Here is a 14,601-nt window from a genome sequence, read left to right as displayed (position 1 = left end):
CTCAAGCAAAGGACGCTGTGATGAACCGACGTTGGCTGGCACTGGCAACCCTCCCGCTCTGGACCGTCGGCTCGACGGCCCTGGCGGCCTCGACCACCGAACTGGGCCTGCACGGGCAGATCACCCCGACGGCGTGCACCCCGCAACTGTCGAGTGGCGGGGTGATCGACTACGGCAAGATTTCCCAACAGGACCTCAATTTCGACAAAGGCACACGCCTGCCGGTCAGGACGCTGGTGCTGACCCTCGGCTGCACCGGCCCGAGTCGTTTCGCCCTGCGCATGGGCGACAACCGCGACGGCACGGCCACGGTCAACAGCGAGATCTACTACGGCCTGGGATTGGACGGCAGCGGCAACAAGGTCGGGCTGTACTCGATGACGTTCGACCCGACGCAAACCAGCGCCGATGCCATGAACCCGGTGTACGGCACCGAGTCCACCACCGGCGGCGTTGCCTGGCGCACGGCCAACCGCAATCGCATCGACATTGGCGCCAAGAGCTACCTGGGCTTCACCGACCAGGACGGCAGCACCGCCGGCCCCGCCGCGATCCAGGCCTTGAGCAGCACGGTCACGGTGGAAACGGTGATCAACGCCAAACAGAACCTGGACTTGAGCCACGAGGTGCTGCTCGACGGTTCGGCGACGCTGGAGGTGGTCTACCTCTAGAGCTTTTCGCAGGTGGCCTGCACGTAGCGCGAACGCCCGGCGCCCAGGCCGGCGATGATCGCGCCCAGGCCAATGAGCCCGAAGATCCAGCCCACCGCGCCCCAGCCACCGGTCCAGTCATGAACCACGCCGACCGCGAACGGCCCCATGGACGCCAGGGTGTAACCAAAGCCCTGGGCCATGCTCGACAGGTTGGCCGCCACATGGGCATCGCGCGAGCGCAGCACGATCAAGGTCAGCGCCAGGGCGAAGGTCGCGCCCTGGCCCAGCCCAAGCAGAATCGCCCAGCCCCACAGCCCATCGATGGGCGCGAACAGGCAGCCGAACAGGCCGCCCAGGGTCATCAGCATGACGACGACAATCGCCGGGCGCTGGTCCTTGCCCCGCGTGGCCAGCCAGGGCGCGGCCAGGGAGCTGGTCAACTGCACGATCACCGAGCCCGATAGCACCAGCCCCGCCTGGGTCGCCGTCAGGCCACGGTCGATCAGGATCGACGGCAACCAGCCAAACACGATGTAGGCCAGGGACGACTGCAGGCCCATGTACAAGGTCACTTGCCAAGCCAGCGGATCACGCAGCAATCCACGTACCCGATAAGCCACGTTGTGGCCGCTGTGTTTCGGGCCCACTTGCGGCAACCAGAAGATCGCCGCCACCAGCGCCGGCAACACCCAGAACCCCAGGCCCGCGGCCCAGCGCTGGTCGAAGTGCTCGCTCAATGGCACGCTCGCCCCCGCTGCCATCGCCGCCCCCAGGCACAGGGCCATGGTGTAGACACCGGTCATGGTGCCGGCGTGCTTGGCGAAGTCGCGCTTGACGATACCCGGCAGCAACACACCGATCACCCCGATGCTGGCGCCCGCCAGGATACTGCCGGCAAACAGGCCCACCTCACCGAACGAACTGCGCAGGATGATCCCGCCCGCCAGCGTCAGCAAAATCCCCAGCACCACCCGCTCGGCACCAAAACGCCGCGCCAGGATCGGCGCCAGCGGCGCGAACAGCCCCAGGCACAGGACCGGCAAGGTGGTCAGCAAACCGGCCTTGGCCGCCGACAGCCCAAGGGCATTCGACACTTCGCTGAGCAACGGCGCCATGCTCGACAACGCCGGGCGCAGGTTCAACGCCACCAGCACCAGCCCCAGCAGCAATAGCCACGGGCGATGCAAGGCCGGCGGGGTTTGTTGGACGAGCTCGTCGTCGGCCTCGGCATCGATCAGCAGCTCTTCGAGCTCTGCGGTGCGCTTGGCTGCGGGGGTATCGCTGGGGCTTGCCGGGTGGCCAGTCATGGTGGTCTCGGGTTCAAGGTTCATTGATCAACTGCCGGCAAATCGCTTTGGCCCGTTCCGGGTCGCGTTGCTCGACGGCATCGAGCAGATCGACGTGCAAGTCGAACACTTCCTGGCGTCGGGGGACGATGTTCAGGCTCTGGCGCAGTTGCGCGCCGACGATGCTGGAGAAGTAGCGGTATAGCTCGCTGAGGGTCGGGTTGTGCGCGGCGTCCACCAGACGGCGATGGAACACCAGGTCGCAGGCGATGTAATGGTCAAGATCACCGTGGTAGTGCGTGCCGCTGACGCCGAGCGCCTCGCGCAGCGCCACCAGGTCTTCGTCGGTGCGGCGCAGCGCCGCCAGGCCAATGGCCTCGACTTCGAGGATGCGCCGAGTCTCGCGGGCCTGCTCAGGGGAGCAACGGGACAAGGCTTTCATCGTATCCAGCGGATCGACCACCGCCCGCAGGTAACTGCCATCGCCCTGGCGGATCTCGATCAACCCGGAAAACGCCAGCACGCGCATGGCTTCACGCACGGTATTGCGGCTGATGCCCAACTCGGCGGACAGCTCGGGCTCGGTGGGCAAGCGCTGGCCTACCTGCCAGGTGCCCTGATTGATGCGCAGGCGCAATTGCTCCAGGGCCTGATCGACCAGGGAGCGTTTGATCAAGGGAGCAATCTCTGTCATGGCTATCGTCCTTTCATCCAATCATAGGATGAATTTTCCGACAGGTTAGTCAGCTTCGTCCGAGAGGGCAAGCTTCTAGGGTTAAAGGGCAAGGTATCGAGCGAAATTTTCGATTAGTCATTATTACCCTTTAAGGGTAATTTTCAACTCAAGGTGCTTAGCTCTTATGGACAAGAACACACCTCATTACGACTTGCGGGTGGTGAAAGCGCAGGTTGTCCTGCTGGGGAAGAAGGCGTTCACCCGCAGCGCCCTGGAGTCAGGCAGGGATATCGGCTTGAGCTATCCGTCGATGGTGCAGGTGATCGCTGCACTTGAACGCAGGATGCTCTACAAATCGATGACCTCCTATGACGACCATCGACGCTGGCACGACGTGTACCACACGACATTTCGTGGCCTGCAGATCTACATCAAAGTGACTTACCGCCCTGGCGGAGGGCCCCCGGTAATCTCTTTCAAGGAGAAAGACCAATGAACACACAGCCATGCGTTAGCTGCGGCACTCGGGAGGGCATGCATCCGTTCAAAGGCCGCAGCCTCTCAGTCAACTACAAGCAAATGTCCCGGCCCGTGCACGACCTCGCGGGATGGGAGTGCACGGTTTGTGGTGAAATCGAGTTTGATCCTGCTACCGACAGCGCAGAGCGCTATGTCGATCAGGGCGACAAGCTGCTCGACGACTGCCTTCAACTGATGGGATCAGAAGTGCAGCGGATCCGGCGCAAGTTGCACCTCACCCAAAAGACCGCCGTCAAACTACTCTCCGGGGGCGGCCACAATGCCTTTTCCCGTTATGAGCGCGGTGAACTGCCGCCACCGCAGCCCCTGTTCACGCTGATGCGCCTGCTGGATCGCCACCCTCACCTGCTTGCCGACGTGCAATCGCTGAGCGCGGGGGATGACTTGAAGCAACTGCTGGCAACACGTCACCCGGAACACCAAACGACGCCTTCGCGCTGATCCAAACCGCTGATAACAATAAACCCGGCACTCGGCCGGGTTCATTGTTCAGCGTCTACGGCGCATCAATGCAGGATCTGGCTCAAGAACAGCTTGGTGCGTTCATTCTGCGGGTTGTCGAAGAAGTCGTTCGGCGCGGCCTGTTCGACGATCTCGCCCTTGTCCATGAAGATCACCCGGTTGGCCACGGTCCGGGCAAAGCCCATTTCGTGGGTCACGCAGAGCATGGTCATGCCGTCTTCGGCCAGGCCGATCATGGTGTCCAGCACCTCCTTGACCATCTCCGGGTCGAGCGCCGAGGTCGGTTCGTCGAACAGCATGATCTTGGGCTTCATGCACAGCGCCCGGGCAATCGCCACGCGCTGTTGCTGGCCCCCGGACAGTTGCCCCGGAAACTTGTGCGCCTGCTCCGGAATGCGCACGCGCTCCAGGTAGTGCATGGCGATTTCCTCGGCCTTGCGCTTGGGCAGCTTGCGCACCCACATCGGCGCCAGCGTGCAGTTCTGCAGGATGGTCAGGTGCGGGAACAGGTTGAAGTGCTGGAACACCATGCCGACCTCACGGCGGATCGCCTCGATCTGCTTGAGGTCGTTGGTCAGCTCCACGCCATCGACGACGATGCGCCCTTGCTGGTGTTCCTCCAGGCGATTGAGGCAGCGAATGGTGGTCGACTTGCCCGAGCCCGACGGCCCGCACAGGACGATACGCTCGCCCTGCTTGACGTCGAGGTTGATGTCTTTCAACACGTGGAACTGGCCGTACCACTTGTTCACGCCCTGCATCTGAATAATGCCTTCAGGGCTCACAGGCTGTTTGATTGCTTCGCTCATGACAAAACTTCCCAAATTAGGTGGCGACTCAGCGCTTGTGGCCTGTGTCCAACTTGCGCTCCAAATGCATGGAGTAGCGCGACATACCAAAGCAGAAGATCCAGAACACCAGGGCGGCGAACACATAGCCCTCGGTGGCCATGCCCAGCCAGGCGGGGTCGGCGGCGGCTTGCTTGACGCTGTTGAGCAGGTCGAACAGGCCGATGATGATCACCAGGCTAGTGTCCTTGAACAGCGCGATGAAGGTGTTGACGATGCCCGGGATCACCAGTTTCAAGGCCTGCGGCAGAATCACCAGGCCCATGCTGCGCCAGTAGCCCAGGCCCATCGCGGCCGCGGCTTCGTACTGACCCTTGGGGATCGCTTGCAGGCCACCGCGCACCACCTCGGCGACATAGGCCGACTGGAACAGAATCACCCCGATTAAGGCCCGCAGCAGCTTGTCGAAGTTCATGCCCTCGGGCAGGAACAACGGCAGCATCACCGAGGACATGAACAGCACGGTGATCAACGGCACGCCGCGCCAGAACTCGATGAAGGTCACGCAGATCACCCGAATCGCCGGCATGTTCGAACGGCGCCCCAGCGCCAGGATGATCCCCAGCGGCAAGGCCCCGGCGATGCCGACGGTGGCGATCACCAGGGTCAGCATCAAGCCGCCCCATTGGCTGGTCGCCACGTTACTCAGGCCGAACACTCCGCCATGCAACAGGCAGTAGGCAATGATCGGGTACAGCACCAGGAAGCCCAGGCCATAGATGGCCTTGCGATGAAAGCGCGAGATGAACAGCGGCGCCACGCCAATCACCGCCAGCCACACGGTCAGGTCGACGCGCCAGCGCAGGTCCGGCGGGTAGTAGCCATACATGAACTGGCCGAAGCGCTGCTGGATGAACACCCAGCAGGCGCCGTCCTTGGTGCAGTCGGCCCGTGTGGTGCCGACCCAATTGGCGTCCAGGATCGCCCACTGCACGATCGGCGGCACCACCAGGTAGATCAGGTAGAACGCGAACAACGTCAGCAAGGTGTTGAGCCAACTGGAGAACATGTTGGCGCGCATCCACGCCACCACACCGATAGCGTTGCTCGGTGGCGGCATGTCAGGTTTGAAAGTATGAGTGCTCATGCGCGTTTCCTCACCGCTCGATCAGCGCAATGCGCTTGTTGTACCAGTTCATCAGCAGGGAAATGCTGATACTGATCGCCAGGTACACGCTCATGGTGATGGCAATGACTTCGATCGCCTGCCCGGTCTGGTTCAGCACCGTGCCGGCAAACAACGAGACCATTTCCGGGTAGCCGATACCGGCCGCCAGCGAGGAGTTCTTCGCCAGATTCAGGTATTGGCTGGTCAAGGGCGGGATGATCACCCGCAAGGCCTGCGGGATGATCACCTTGCGCAACGTCGGGCCATTGCGCAGGCCCAGCGAACGCGCCGCCTCGGTCTGGCCGTGGCTGACCGACTTGATGCCCGAGCGCACGATCTCGGCGATGAACGCCGCGGTGTACACCGTCAAGGCCAAGGTCAAGGCCAGCAGTTCGGGAATCAGCACCCAGCCGCCGACAAAATTGAAGCCCTTGAGCTGTGGCAACTCCCAATGCAGCGGTGCACCAACGACCAGCGCGCACAGTGCCGGGATCACCAGCAGCAACGCCAGGCCGACCCAGAACTTATGGAACGGCACACCGGTCGCCTCGAAGCGTTTGTTAGCCCAGCGGCACATCAGCACGATTGCCACAATCGCCACCACCACCGCGATGAAAAATGGCCAGAAGCCCTCCGCGATCTTCGCCGCCGGCATGTTCAGGCCACGGCTGCTGACGAAGAACGTATCGCTGAAGTTATGGCTGTTGCGCGGCCCCGGCATGGTCAGGAACACCGCGAAGTACCAGAACAGGATTTGCAGCAGCGGCGGAATGTTGCGGAAGACTTCCACGTAGACCGTCGCCAGCTTGCTGATGATCCAGTTCGGCGACAGCCGGGCGACGCCGACAATGAAGCCCAGGATCGTCGCCAGGATCACCCCGATGAACGTCACCAACAAGGTATTGAGCAGGCCGATGACAAACACCCGGGCATAGCTGTCCGATTCGGTGTAGTCGATCAGGTGTTGCGCGATACCGAAACCGGCACTGCGCTCAAGAAAGCCGAAACCGGAGGTAATGCCCCGGTGCTGGAGGTTGGTTTGCGTATTGTTGAACAGGTACCAGCCCATCGCGACCACGGCCACGATAGTGATGATCTGAAACAGCCACGCACGCACGCGCGGATCGCTGAGGCTGAGCCTCTGCTTGGGTGCGCCGATTGATTTTTGCATGAAGTGCCCCGCAAGGAATGGAACAGAACATCACCCGGTGGTTGGCCCACCGGGTGATAGATCCATCAGCGCACAGGTGGTGCGTATTGAATGCCGCCATTGGTCCACAGCGCATTCAGGCCACGGTCGATTTCCAGCGGCGTGCCCTTGCCCAGGTTTTTCTCGAAGACTTCGCCGTAGTTACCCACTTGCTTGACGATCTGTACCACCCAGTCCTTGCGCAGTTTCAGGTCCTTGCCGTATTCACCGTCGCCCCCCAGCAGACGCGCGACATCCGGGTTCTTGGTCGACTTGGCTTCAGCCTCGACGTTTTTCGAGGTAATGCCCGCCTCTTCAGCGTTGAGCATGGCGTAGCCCACCCAACGGACAACTGCCAGCCACTCGTCGTCGCCGTTACGCACCACCGGCCCCAAAGGCTCCTTGGAGATGGTTTCCGGCAGCACCACATACTCTTTCGGTGCGGCCAGCTTGCTGCGCTGGGCAAACAGTTGGGACTTGTCGGACGTCAGCACGTCGCAACGACCGGACTCCAGCGACTTGGCGCTTTCATCGGAGGTATCGAACGTGATGGGGGTGTACTTCAGGCCATTGGCGCGGAAGTAGTCGGAGACGTTCAACTCGGTGGTGGTACCGGCTTGAATGCAGATGGTGGCGCCGTCCAGTTCCTTGGCGCTTTTCACCCCCAGTTTACTGTTGGCCAAAAAGCCGATGCCGTCGTAGTAGGTAATGAAGCCGGGAAACTTCAGGCCCATGCCCGCGTCACGGGAACTGGTCATGGTGGAGTTACGCGACAGCACATCGATTTCGCCCGACTGCAGCGCGGTGAAACGCTCCTTGGCGTTCAACTGGCTGAACTTGACCTTGGTGGCGTCGCCGAACACGGCGGCCGCCACGGCGCGACAGAAGTCAGCATCGATACCGACGATCTTGCCGGTGGAGTCTGGAACCGAGAAACCCGGCAAGCCATCACTCACACCGCACTGTACGAAACCTTTCTTCTGTACCGCATCCAGGGTTGCACCCGCCTGGGCGAACCCACTGACACCGAGTACCGCGGCTGCAGTCACGACTGCCAGGGTGGATTTCAACATCTTCATTCAAACCTCCAGTTTTGCTCTTGTTGTGTAGGAGCGAGCGTCTTGCCGCACCCTTATGAGGCGCTGCCGACCCGTCATGTTGTTTTTATGTTGTCCAACGTAGGACGCTAGCCATGAGTCTAGTAGGAGAAAATCCACCCAAATGGAAAACTCATCCCCCCATGACCCCATAGGAATAGCCATGGCCTTTTTCCTATTTCCAAGGCCACAGCCCCATGGCGAATGCCCAACACTCGACACTTCGCCCTCCCACCACCGGACGTACACTGATAGTGTTACCGCCAGGCGCGGGATGACCTGCCCAAGTCTCATAGCAAGGCCCGTACCACACCGACCGCGAAAGCGAGTCAGCGCAAGGTCAAGGGCAAAACATTCACCGCCGCGACATCTTCTTAACTGATCGACCCATCGCGCACCCCACCTTCGCCCTTGAATCGGGCAGGTGCACAACATTGGAGCAAATATGACCGAGCCCTTGATTCTTCAGCCCAGCAAGCCCGTAGACGCTTGTGTGATCTGGCTGCACGGCCTGGGCGCCGACCGCTATGACTTCTTGCCGGTGGCCGAAGCGCTGCAGGAAAGCCTGCTCACCACCCGCTTCGTTTTACCCCAGGCACCGACCCGCGCCGTGACCATCAACGGTGGCTATGCGATGCCCAGTTGGTACGACATCAAGGCGATGAGCCCCGCTCGCAGCATCAGCCTTGAAGAGCTGGAGGCGTCGGCCGACAGCGTCATCAAATTGATCGAAGAACAGCGCGCCGCCGGAATAGACGCCTCGCGGATTTTTCTTGCCGGCTTTTCCCAGGGCGGCGCCGTGGTGTTGCACACCGCCTTCCTGAAATGGCAGGGTGCACTGGGTGGCGTGCTGGCCCTCTCCACCTATGCCCCGACCTTCAGTGATGAGCTGGAACTCTCGGCCAGCCAGCAGCGAATTCCGGTGCTGTGCCTGCACGGTCATTACGATGACGTGGTGCAGAACGCCATGGGCCGCAGCGCCTATGAGCATTTGAAGCAGCGTAATGTCACCGTGGCATGGCAGGAATACCCAATGGGACACGAAGTGTTACCTGAGGAAATTCGCGATATTGGCGCCTGGCTCGCCGAACGCTTGCGTGGTTGAGTCAACAACTTGTAGCCGTATGACCAACACACTACGCCGCGCCCGGTTCTTGCATTACACTGGCCGGCGTACATTCCTTAACCAACTGATGAGATGACCGTGCTCAAAGCACTCAAAAAAATGTTCGGTAAAAGCGAGGCTGAGCAGCTCGCGCCAGTTTCCAGTGCGCCATCGCACGCCCCCGCCCCCCGCAACGAGACTCGGCAGGCCGAACGCCCCGCTCCGGTAGACGCCCCGCAACACGCGCCCAAGCCCGTCGAGGCCGCCGCTGTCGTTGCCGAACCGCAACCCGACGAAGCGCCGAAACCCGCCCGACCGCGCCGCGAGCCGAAGCCCAAGGCCCCGGTCATCCCGTGGAAGCTCGAAGACTTCGCCGTCGAACCCCAGGAAGGCAAGACCCGCTTCCACGATTTCAACCTCGCCCCGGAGCTGATGCACGCCATCCAGGACCTGGGCTTCCCGTACTGCACGCCGATCCAGGCGCAAGTCTTGGGCTTCACCCTCGCCGGCAAAGACGCCATCGGTCGCGCCCAGACCGGCACCGGCAAGACTGCCGCGTTCCTGATCTCGATCATCACCCAGTTGCTGCAGACCCCACCGCCCAAAGAGCGCTACATGGGCGAGCCACGGGCCTTGATCATCGCGCCGACCCGTGAACTGGTGGTGCAGATCGCCAAAGACGCCGCCGACCTGACCAAGTACACCGGCCTCAACGTGATGACCTTCGTCGGCGGCATGGACTTCGACAAGCAGCTCAAGCACCTCGAAGCCCGTCACTGCGACATCCTTGTCGCCACGCCTGGCCGCCTGCTGGACTTCAACCAGCGCGGCGATGTGCACCTGGACATGGTCGAGGTGATGGTGCTGGACGAAGCCGACCGGATGCTCGACATGGGTTTCATCCCACAAGTGCGCCAGATCATTCGCCAGACCCCACCGAAAAACGAACGCCAGACCCTGCTGTTCTCCGCGACCTTCACCGAAGACGTGATGAACCTGGCCAAGCAATGGACCACCGATCCGGCCATCGTCGAGATCGAGGCCGAGAACGTCGCCAGCGAGAACGTCGAACAGCACATCTACGCCGTCGCCGGTGCAGACAAGTACAAGCTGCTCTACAACCTGGTGAACGACAACGGCTGGGAACGGGTGATGGTCTTCGCCAACCGCAAGGACGAAGTGCGCCGCATCGAAGAGCGCCTGGTGCGCGATGGCGTCAACGCCGCCCAACTGTCGGGCGACGTGCCGCAGCACAAGCGCATCAAGACCCTGGAAGGGTTCCGCGAAGGCAAGATCCGCGTGCTGGTGGCCACCGATGTCGCCGGACGCGGGATCCACATCGACGGCATCAGCCACGTGATCAACTTCACGCTGCCGGAAACCCCCGACGATTACGTCCACCGCATTGGCCGGACCGGCCGGGCAGGCGCCGCAGGCGTGTCCATCAGCTTTGCCGGTGAAGACGACTCCTATCAGTTGCCGTCCATCGAGGCGTTGCTGGGGCGCAAGATCAGTTGCGAAACCCCGCCGACCCATCTGCTGCGCCCTGTCGAGCGCAAGCGGCCGTAACTATCGGTGGGACACAGAAGGCGCAGCCCGGCAACGGACTGCGCTTTTTTTACGCCTGGATGTTGCCAATCAGGACAATAAGTCCACAATGGACAAATTAGTTTAACATCAGCCCCACGGAGCCCTCCGCATGTCCAGCACCCCGGTTGTGATCGCCAAACCCCAGGCCCGCGAACTGCTTGAGCGCGTCGACGTGCCCAAGATTCTGCGCAAGCTGTTCCGTGACCTGGCGGCGGGCCAGGCGGTGCAACCGGCGCAACAACTGGTGGAGTTCCCCCAGGGGGCCGGCGACTTCATCAACTACCTGGGCGTGTTGGCCGAAGACGGCGTGTACGGGGTGAAGACTTCACCCTACATCGTTCGCCAGGAAGGCGGCCCGTTGGTCACCGCTTGGACGCTGCTGATGTCGATGCACACCGGCCAGCCCTTGATGCTCTGTGATGCAGGCGAGCTGACCACCGCCCGCACGGCGGCCACCACGGCCGTGGCGGTCGATGCCCTCGCGCCCCTGCAGGCCTCGCGCCTGGCCATCATCGGCAGCGGCCCGGTGGCCCTGGCGCACCTGCGCTATGCCAAAGACCTGCGCGCCTGGCAGCGCATCAGCGTCTATTCACCCCGCCTGGCTGGCCGCCCCGAGATGCTCGCGCAACTCCAGGCCATCGACCCGCGCGCGCAGGTGTCCGATAGCCGTGAAGCCGCCATCCACGACGCCGACGTGATCATGCTCTGCACCTCATCGGCCACGCCGGTGATCGACCCGCGCACCTTGAGTCGCCCGGCGCTGATCACCTCCATCAGCACCAACGCGGCACGCGCGCACGAAGTGCCGCCGCAAACCCTGGGGCAGATGCAGGTCTACTGTGACTATCGCCTGACCACCCCCGGCTCGGCCGGCGAGATGCTGATCGCCAGCGAGCAGCATGGCTGGGACAAGGCGGCGATCATCGGCGACCTGGCCGAACTGTTGAGCGAGCAAACACCGCGCCCGGTCTATGATCGCCCGGTGTTCTTCCGCTCCATCGGCCTGGGCCTGGAAGACATCGCCCTGGCGAATGCGGTGTACCAGCTACAGCGCTGACCCCATAGTCCTGGTGGGAGCGGGCTTGCTCGCGAATGCGGTGTGCCAGTCGCCCCCATGTTGAATGACACACCGCATTCGCGAGCAAGCCCGCTCCCACAGGGGATAACTGACACCTCGGCGACATCGCCCCCACTGGAGAAACTCATGACCCAGGCAGATTTCATCATCATCGGCGGTGGCATCGCCGGTGCTTCCACCGGTTTCTGGCTGTCGCCACACGGCCGGGTGATGGTGCTCGAACGCGAGTCCCATCCCGCTTACCACTCCACCGGCCGCTCGGCGGCGCTGTACACCGCCGCCTACGGCACCCCGCAAGTGCGGGCGCTGACCCAGGCCAGCCGGGACTTTTTCGACGCGCCACCCAGCGGTTTCTGTGAGCACCCACTGCTGACCCCGCGCGGCGAAATGACCGTGGACTTCACCGGTGATCCCGCCGAGTTGAACAATCAATACCTGAGCGCCAAGGCGACCGTGCCGCAGATGCAATTGCTCAGCGCCGACGAAGCCTTCGCGCGCCTGCCGATCCTGCGTCGCGAGAAGGTATTTGGGGCGATCTACGACCCGACCGCCACCGACATCGACACCGACGCCCTGCATCAAGGCTACTTGCGTGGCATCCGCCGCAACCAGGGCGAAGTGCACACCGATTGCGAAGTCCTGGGCCTGGTTCGCGAGGCCGATGGCCAGTGGCAGGTACGCACCGCCGGGCAAACCTTCCGCGCCCCGATCATCATCAACGCCGCCGGGGCCTGGGCCGACCAGCTCGGTGAAATGGCCGGGGCCAAGCCGTTGGGGCTGGTCCCCAAGCGCCGCGCCGCCTTTATCTTCGCCGGCCCCGAAGGCCTCGACTGCCACGACTGGCCGATGCTGGTCAGCCTCGACGAATCGTTCTACATGAAGCCCGACGCCGGGATGTTCCTCGGTTCGCCCGCCAACGCGGACCCGGTGGAACCCCACGACGTACAGCCCGAAGAGCTGGACATTGCCATGGGCATCTACCAGATCGAAGAAGCCACAACCCTGACAATCCGCCGCCCGACCCGCACCTGGGCCGGGCTGCGCAGCTTCGTCAGCGACGGCGACCTGGTGAGCGGCTTCGACCCGCTCGTACCGGGGCTGTTCTGGGTCGCGGCCCAGGGCGGTTATGGCATCCAGACCTCGCCCGCCATGGGCCAGGCCAGTGCGGCGCTGGTGCGCGGCGAAGCCTTGCCCCAACAACTGACCCGGTTTGGTCTCAGTGCCCAGATGCTCTCCCCTTCGCGCCTGGGCTAAACCGGCCCTGGGGTGACGCCCGATCCTGATTGCGGCAAACTCCCAGCGCCCCACCCCAGGGGCGCTGATTGCCTGGAGCCCGACCGATGACCCCACCGCTTCAAGACCCCGCACTGGATAACTTCCGGGCAATCGCCGACGCCATTGCCACGCTGTTCTTTCCCCATGCCGAGGTGGTGCTGCACGACGTGCGCACGCAAAAAATCGACTACATCGCCAACAACCTGTCCAAGCGCGAGGTCGGTGATGAAGCGGCGCTGGAGGACATGCTCAAGGAAGGCATCAACGAGCGAAACATCGGGCCGTATGAAAAGCTCAATTGGGATGGTCAGAAGATTCGCAGCGTCAGCACTGTCCTGCGTGACAGCGAGGGGCGTCCGCTGGCGCTGCTGTGCATCAACCTGAACATTTCACTGTTCGAGAGTGCCCGGGCGGCCCTGGATTTGTTCCTCTCCCCCAGCAAACTGATCCCACAGCCCGACGCGCTGTTTCGCGATGACTGGCAGGAGCGCATCAACACCTTCCTGCATAGCTGGCTACGGGAACGGCAACTGGGCTTGAACATGCTCAACCGCGAACACAAGCGCGAACTGGTGCTGGCGCTGCATGCCGAAGGCGCCTTCAAAGGCAAGAGCGCCTCCAACTATGTGGCCAATGTGCTGAACATGGGGCGGGCGACGGTGTACAAGCATTTGAAGGAATTGAAGGGCTGAGTCTTCCTGGATCGATGCCTTCGCGAGCAGGCTCGCTCCCACAAGGATGGCGCTGAACCTGTGGGAGCGAGCCTGCTCGCGATTGGCGTTTGATCAGTCGCCGTAGATATCCGACTTGAAATACTTGTCGGAAATCTTCTGGTACTCACCGCTGGCCCGAATGCCGTCGATGGCCGCGTTCAACTCGCCGACCAGCGCGGTATTGCCCTTGCGCACCGCAATCCCGGCACCCTCGCCCACGTATTTCGGGTCTTTGAGTTCAGGTCCGACAAAGGCGTAGCCCTGGCCACGGGGCATCGACAGGAAGTCCGCCAGGGGAATGGTATCGGCGAACACCGCATCCAGGCGACCGGCGGCCAAGTCCATGTAGATTTCTTCGTTGTTGCCGTAGCGCTTGATCACGATGCCCTTGGGCTCCAGCACTTCGGTGGCATAACGGTCAGTGGTGGTCGCGCGCTGCACACCGACGGTCTTGCCCTTGAGGCTGGCGTACTGGTCATCCACCACCGCGCCGTCCTTCATCACGAACCGCGATGACGTGAAGTAGTACTTGTGGGTGAAATCCACTGACTTCTTGCGGTCTTCGTTGATGGTCATGGACGACAGGGCCGCGTCGATTTTCTTCACCTTGAGGGACGGAATCAGGCCATCGAACTCGACCTCGGTCCACTCACACTTGACCTTCATCTGCGCGCACAAGGCATTGCCGATGTCGTAGTCAAACCCGACGATCTCACCCTTGTCCGTCTTGGAGGCGAACGGTGGATAGGCGGCTTCGATGCCGATGCGCAAGGTTTTCTCGGCCGCGAACAGACTGGTCGAGGCCAACAGGCTCAGGGCCAGACCGGTAATGAGGGGGAACTGCTTCATAATCGTTCTCTCGCAGGTTGTTGTTGGTTTGGCAAGACTGAGGCAAAGCAATGGCAGGCATTTTTGTACTTATAATTCCATACTGGACTTTTACGTACAAATCGTCAATTGGGCAAGCAGGGATGCCGCGCC

15 protein-coding genes are annotated in these 14,601 nt (G+C 62.2%); 8 read left to right on the top strand and 7 right to left on the bottom strand.

Features of this window, described 5'->3' with window-relative positions; translation table 11 throughout:
* Positions 1-20: 20 nt before the first annotated feature.
* Positions 21-671 (top strand): DUF1120 domain-containing protein, encoded by a 651-nt coding sequence (locus BMW74_RS00680; RefSeq protein WP_093412118.1) that lies wholly within the window; start codon positions 21-23, stop codon positions 669-671.
* Here BMW74_RS00680 and BMW74_RS00675 read toward each other — a convergent pair.
* Together BMW74_RS00675 and BMW74_RS00670 are read right to left on the bottom strand one after the other, a co-directional pair.
* Positions 668-1,984 carry a CynX/NimT family MFS transporter gene (locus tag BMW74_RS00675; RefSeq protein WP_093412115.1) on the bottom strand — a complete coding sequence of 439 codons (1,317 nt, stop codon included), beginning with the start codon at positions 1,982-1,984 and terminating at the stop codon, positions 668-670. The two genes, BMW74_RS00680 and BMW74_RS00675, sit on opposite strands and share 4 nt — an antisense overlap.
* On the bottom strand, positions 1,974-2,633 hold the full coding sequence (locus BMW74_RS00670) for a FadR/GntR family transcriptional regulator (RefSeq protein ID WP_093412112.1): 660 nt from the start codon (positions 2,631-2,633) through the stop codon (positions 1,974-1,976). The genes BMW74_RS00675 and BMW74_RS00670 overlap by 11 nt, the downstream gene beginning before the upstream one ends.
* A 166-nt stretch (positions 2,634-2,799) precedes the next feature.
* Here BMW74_RS00670 and BMW74_RS00665 point away from each other — a divergent pair, with 166 nt between their 5' ends.
* Both BMW74_RS00665 and BMW74_RS00660 read left to right on the top strand, forming a co-directional pair.
* Complete coding sequence (locus tag BMW74_RS00665; RefSeq protein ID WP_093412110.1) at positions 2,800-3,111, top strand: type II toxin-antitoxin system MqsR family toxin; 312 nt, start codon at positions 2,800-2,802, stop codon at positions 3,109-3,111.
* The gene (locus BMW74_RS00660; RefSeq protein ID WP_093412107.1) at positions 3,108-3,596 is read left to right on the top strand and encodes a type II toxin-antitoxin system MqsA family antitoxin; all 489 of its coding nucleotides are present in this window, start codon (positions 3,108-3,110) and stop codon (positions 3,594-3,596) included. The genes BMW74_RS00665 and BMW74_RS00660 overlap by 4 nt, the downstream gene beginning before the upstream one ends.
* 65 nt (positions 3,597-3,661) lie before the next feature.
* Here BMW74_RS00660 and BMW74_RS00655 read toward each other — a convergent pair whose 3' ends face one another.
* From BMW74_RS00655 to BMW74_RS00640, 4 genes are all read right to left on the bottom strand, one after another.
* A complete protein-coding gene (locus BMW74_RS00655) occupies positions 3,662-4,426 on the bottom strand; it encodes an amino acid ABC transporter ATP-binding protein (protein WP_093412105.1) in 765 nt (254 codons plus the stop codon).
* 28 nt (positions 4,427-4,454) lie between these two features.
* Positions 4,455-5,552: an amino acid ABC transporter permease gene (locus BMW74_RS00650; RefSeq protein WP_093412103.1), complete on the bottom strand. Its 1,098-nt coding sequence runs from the start codon at positions 5,550-5,552 to the stop codon at positions 4,455-4,457.
* A 10-nt stretch (positions 5,553-5,562) separates the two neighbouring features.
* On the bottom strand, positions 5,563-6,744 hold the full coding sequence (locus tag BMW74_RS00645) for an amino acid ABC transporter permease (RefSeq protein WP_093412101.1): 1,182 nt from the start codon (positions 6,742-6,744) through the stop codon (positions 5,563-5,565).
* 65 nt (positions 6,745-6,809) lie between these two features.
* Positions 6,810-7,841 (bottom strand): amino acid ABC transporter substrate-binding protein, encoded by a 1,032-nt coding sequence (locus tag BMW74_RS00640; protein WP_093412099.1) that lies wholly within the window; start codon positions 7,839-7,841, stop codon positions 6,810-6,812.
* A gap of 463 nt (positions 7,842-8,304) precedes the next feature.
* On the opposite strand from BMW74_RS00640, the gene BMW74_RS00630 reads away from it, so the two are divergent.
* From BMW74_RS00630 to BMW74_RS00610, 5 genes are all read left to right on the top strand, one after another.
* The gene (locus BMW74_RS00630) at positions 8,305-8,964 is read left to right on the top strand and encodes an alpha/beta hydrolase (protein WP_093412093.1); all 660 of its coding nucleotides are present in this window, start codon (positions 8,305-8,307) and stop codon (positions 8,962-8,964) included.
* A gap of 93 nt (positions 8,965-9,057) precedes the next feature.
* Positions 9,058-10,533: an ATP-dependent RNA helicase RhlB gene (gene rhlB / locus BMW74_RS00625; RefSeq protein ID WP_093412090.1), complete on the top strand. Its 1,476-nt coding sequence runs from the start codon at positions 9,058-9,060 to the stop codon at positions 10,531-10,533.
* Between the two features lie 130 nt (positions 10,534-10,663).
* The gene (locus tag BMW74_RS00620) at positions 10,664-11,611 is read left to right on the top strand and encodes an ornithine cyclodeaminase family protein (RefSeq protein ID WP_093412087.1); all 948 of its coding nucleotides are present in this window, start codon (positions 10,664-10,666) and stop codon (positions 11,609-11,611) included.
* 147 nt (positions 11,612-11,758) lie between these two features.
* Positions 11,759-12,886 (top strand): NAD(P)/FAD-dependent oxidoreductase, encoded by a 1,128-nt coding sequence (locus BMW74_RS00615; RefSeq protein ID WP_093412084.1) that lies wholly within the window; start codon positions 11,759-11,761, stop codon positions 12,884-12,886.
* Positions 12,887-12,972: 86 nt separating this feature from the next.
* A complete protein-coding gene (locus tag BMW74_RS00610; protein WP_093412082.1) occupies positions 12,973-13,599 on the top strand; it encodes a helix-turn-helix transcriptional regulator in 627 nt (208 codons plus the stop codon).
* 93 nt (positions 13,600-13,692) lie between these two features.
* Here the strand turns inward: BMW74_RS00610 and BMW74_RS00605 are convergent, their stop codons facing one another.
* Positions 13,693-14,469, bottom strand: coding sequence for an ABC transporter substrate-binding protein (locus tag BMW74_RS00605; RefSeq protein WP_093412080.1), 777 nt, complete (start codon positions 14,467-14,469; stop codon positions 13,693-13,695).
* Between the last annotated feature and the right edge of the window lie 132 nt (positions 14,470-14,601).

Source organism: Pseudomonas sp. ok272 (genome assembly GCF_900109995.1).
GTDB lineage: Bacteria > Pseudomonadota > Gammaproteobacteria > Pseudomonadales > Pseudomonadaceae > Aquipseudomonas.
The sequence above is the reverse complement of the archived record's forward strand: the minus strand, read 5'-3'. Positions and strand labels throughout refer to the sequence as shown.

Excerpts from the sequence above, each read along its gene's own strand:
- BMW74_RS00680 (WP_093412118.1), top strand. The coding sequence starts at position 21 with ATGAACCGACGTTGGCTGGCACTGGCAACCCTCCCGCTCTGGACCGTC.
- BMW74_RS00675 (WP_093412115.1), bottom strand. The coding sequence starts at position 1,984 with ATGAACCTTGAACCCGAGACCACCATGACTGGCCACCCGGCAAGCCCC.
- BMW74_RS00670 (WP_093412112.1), bottom strand. The coding sequence starts at position 2,633 with ATGACAGAGATTGCTCCCTTGATCAAACGCTCCCTGGTCGATCAGGCC.
- BMW74_RS00665 (WP_093412110.1), top strand. The coding sequence starts at position 2,800 with ATGGACAAGAACACACCTCATTACGACTTGCGGGTGGTGAAAGCGCAG.
- BMW74_RS00660 (WP_093412107.1), top strand. The coding sequence starts at position 3,108 with ATGAACACACAGCCATGCGTTAGCTGCGGCACTCGGGAGGGCATGCAT.
- BMW74_RS00655 (WP_093412105.1), bottom strand. The coding sequence starts at position 4,426 with ATGAGCGAAGCAATCAAACAGCCTGTGAGCCCTGAAGGCATTATTCAG.
- BMW74_RS00650 (WP_093412103.1), bottom strand. The coding sequence starts at position 5,552 with ATGAGCACTCATACTTTCAAACCTGACATGCCGCCACCGAGCAACGCT.
- BMW74_RS00645 (WP_093412101.1), bottom strand. The coding sequence starts at position 6,744 with ATGCAAAAATCAATCGGCGCACCCAAGCAGAGGCTCAGCCTCAGCGAT.
- BMW74_RS00640 (WP_093412099.1), bottom strand. The coding sequence starts at position 7,841 with ATGAAGATGTTGAAATCCACCCTGGCAGTCGTGACTGCAGCCGCGGTA.
- BMW74_RS00630 (WP_093412093.1), top strand. The coding sequence starts at position 8,305 with ATGACCGAGCCCTTGATTCTTCAGCCCAGCAAGCCCGTAGACGCTTGT.
- rhlB (WP_093412090.1), top strand. The coding sequence starts at position 9,058 with ATGACCGTGCTCAAAGCACTCAAAAAAATGTTCGGTAAAAGCGAGGCT.
- BMW74_RS00620 (WP_093412087.1), top strand. The coding sequence starts at position 10,664 with ATGTCCAGCACCCCGGTTGTGATCGCCAAACCCCAGGCCCGCGAACTG.
- BMW74_RS00615 (WP_093412084.1), top strand. The coding sequence starts at position 11,759 with ATGACCCAGGCAGATTTCATCATCATCGGCGGTGGCATCGCCGGTGCT.
- BMW74_RS00610 (WP_093412082.1), top strand. The coding sequence starts at position 12,973 with ATGACCCCACCGCTTCAAGACCCCGCACTGGATAACTTCCGGGCAATC.
- BMW74_RS00605 (WP_093412080.1), bottom strand. The coding sequence starts at position 14,469 with ATGAAGCAGTTCCCCCTCATTACCGGTCTGGCCCTGAGCCTGTTGGCC.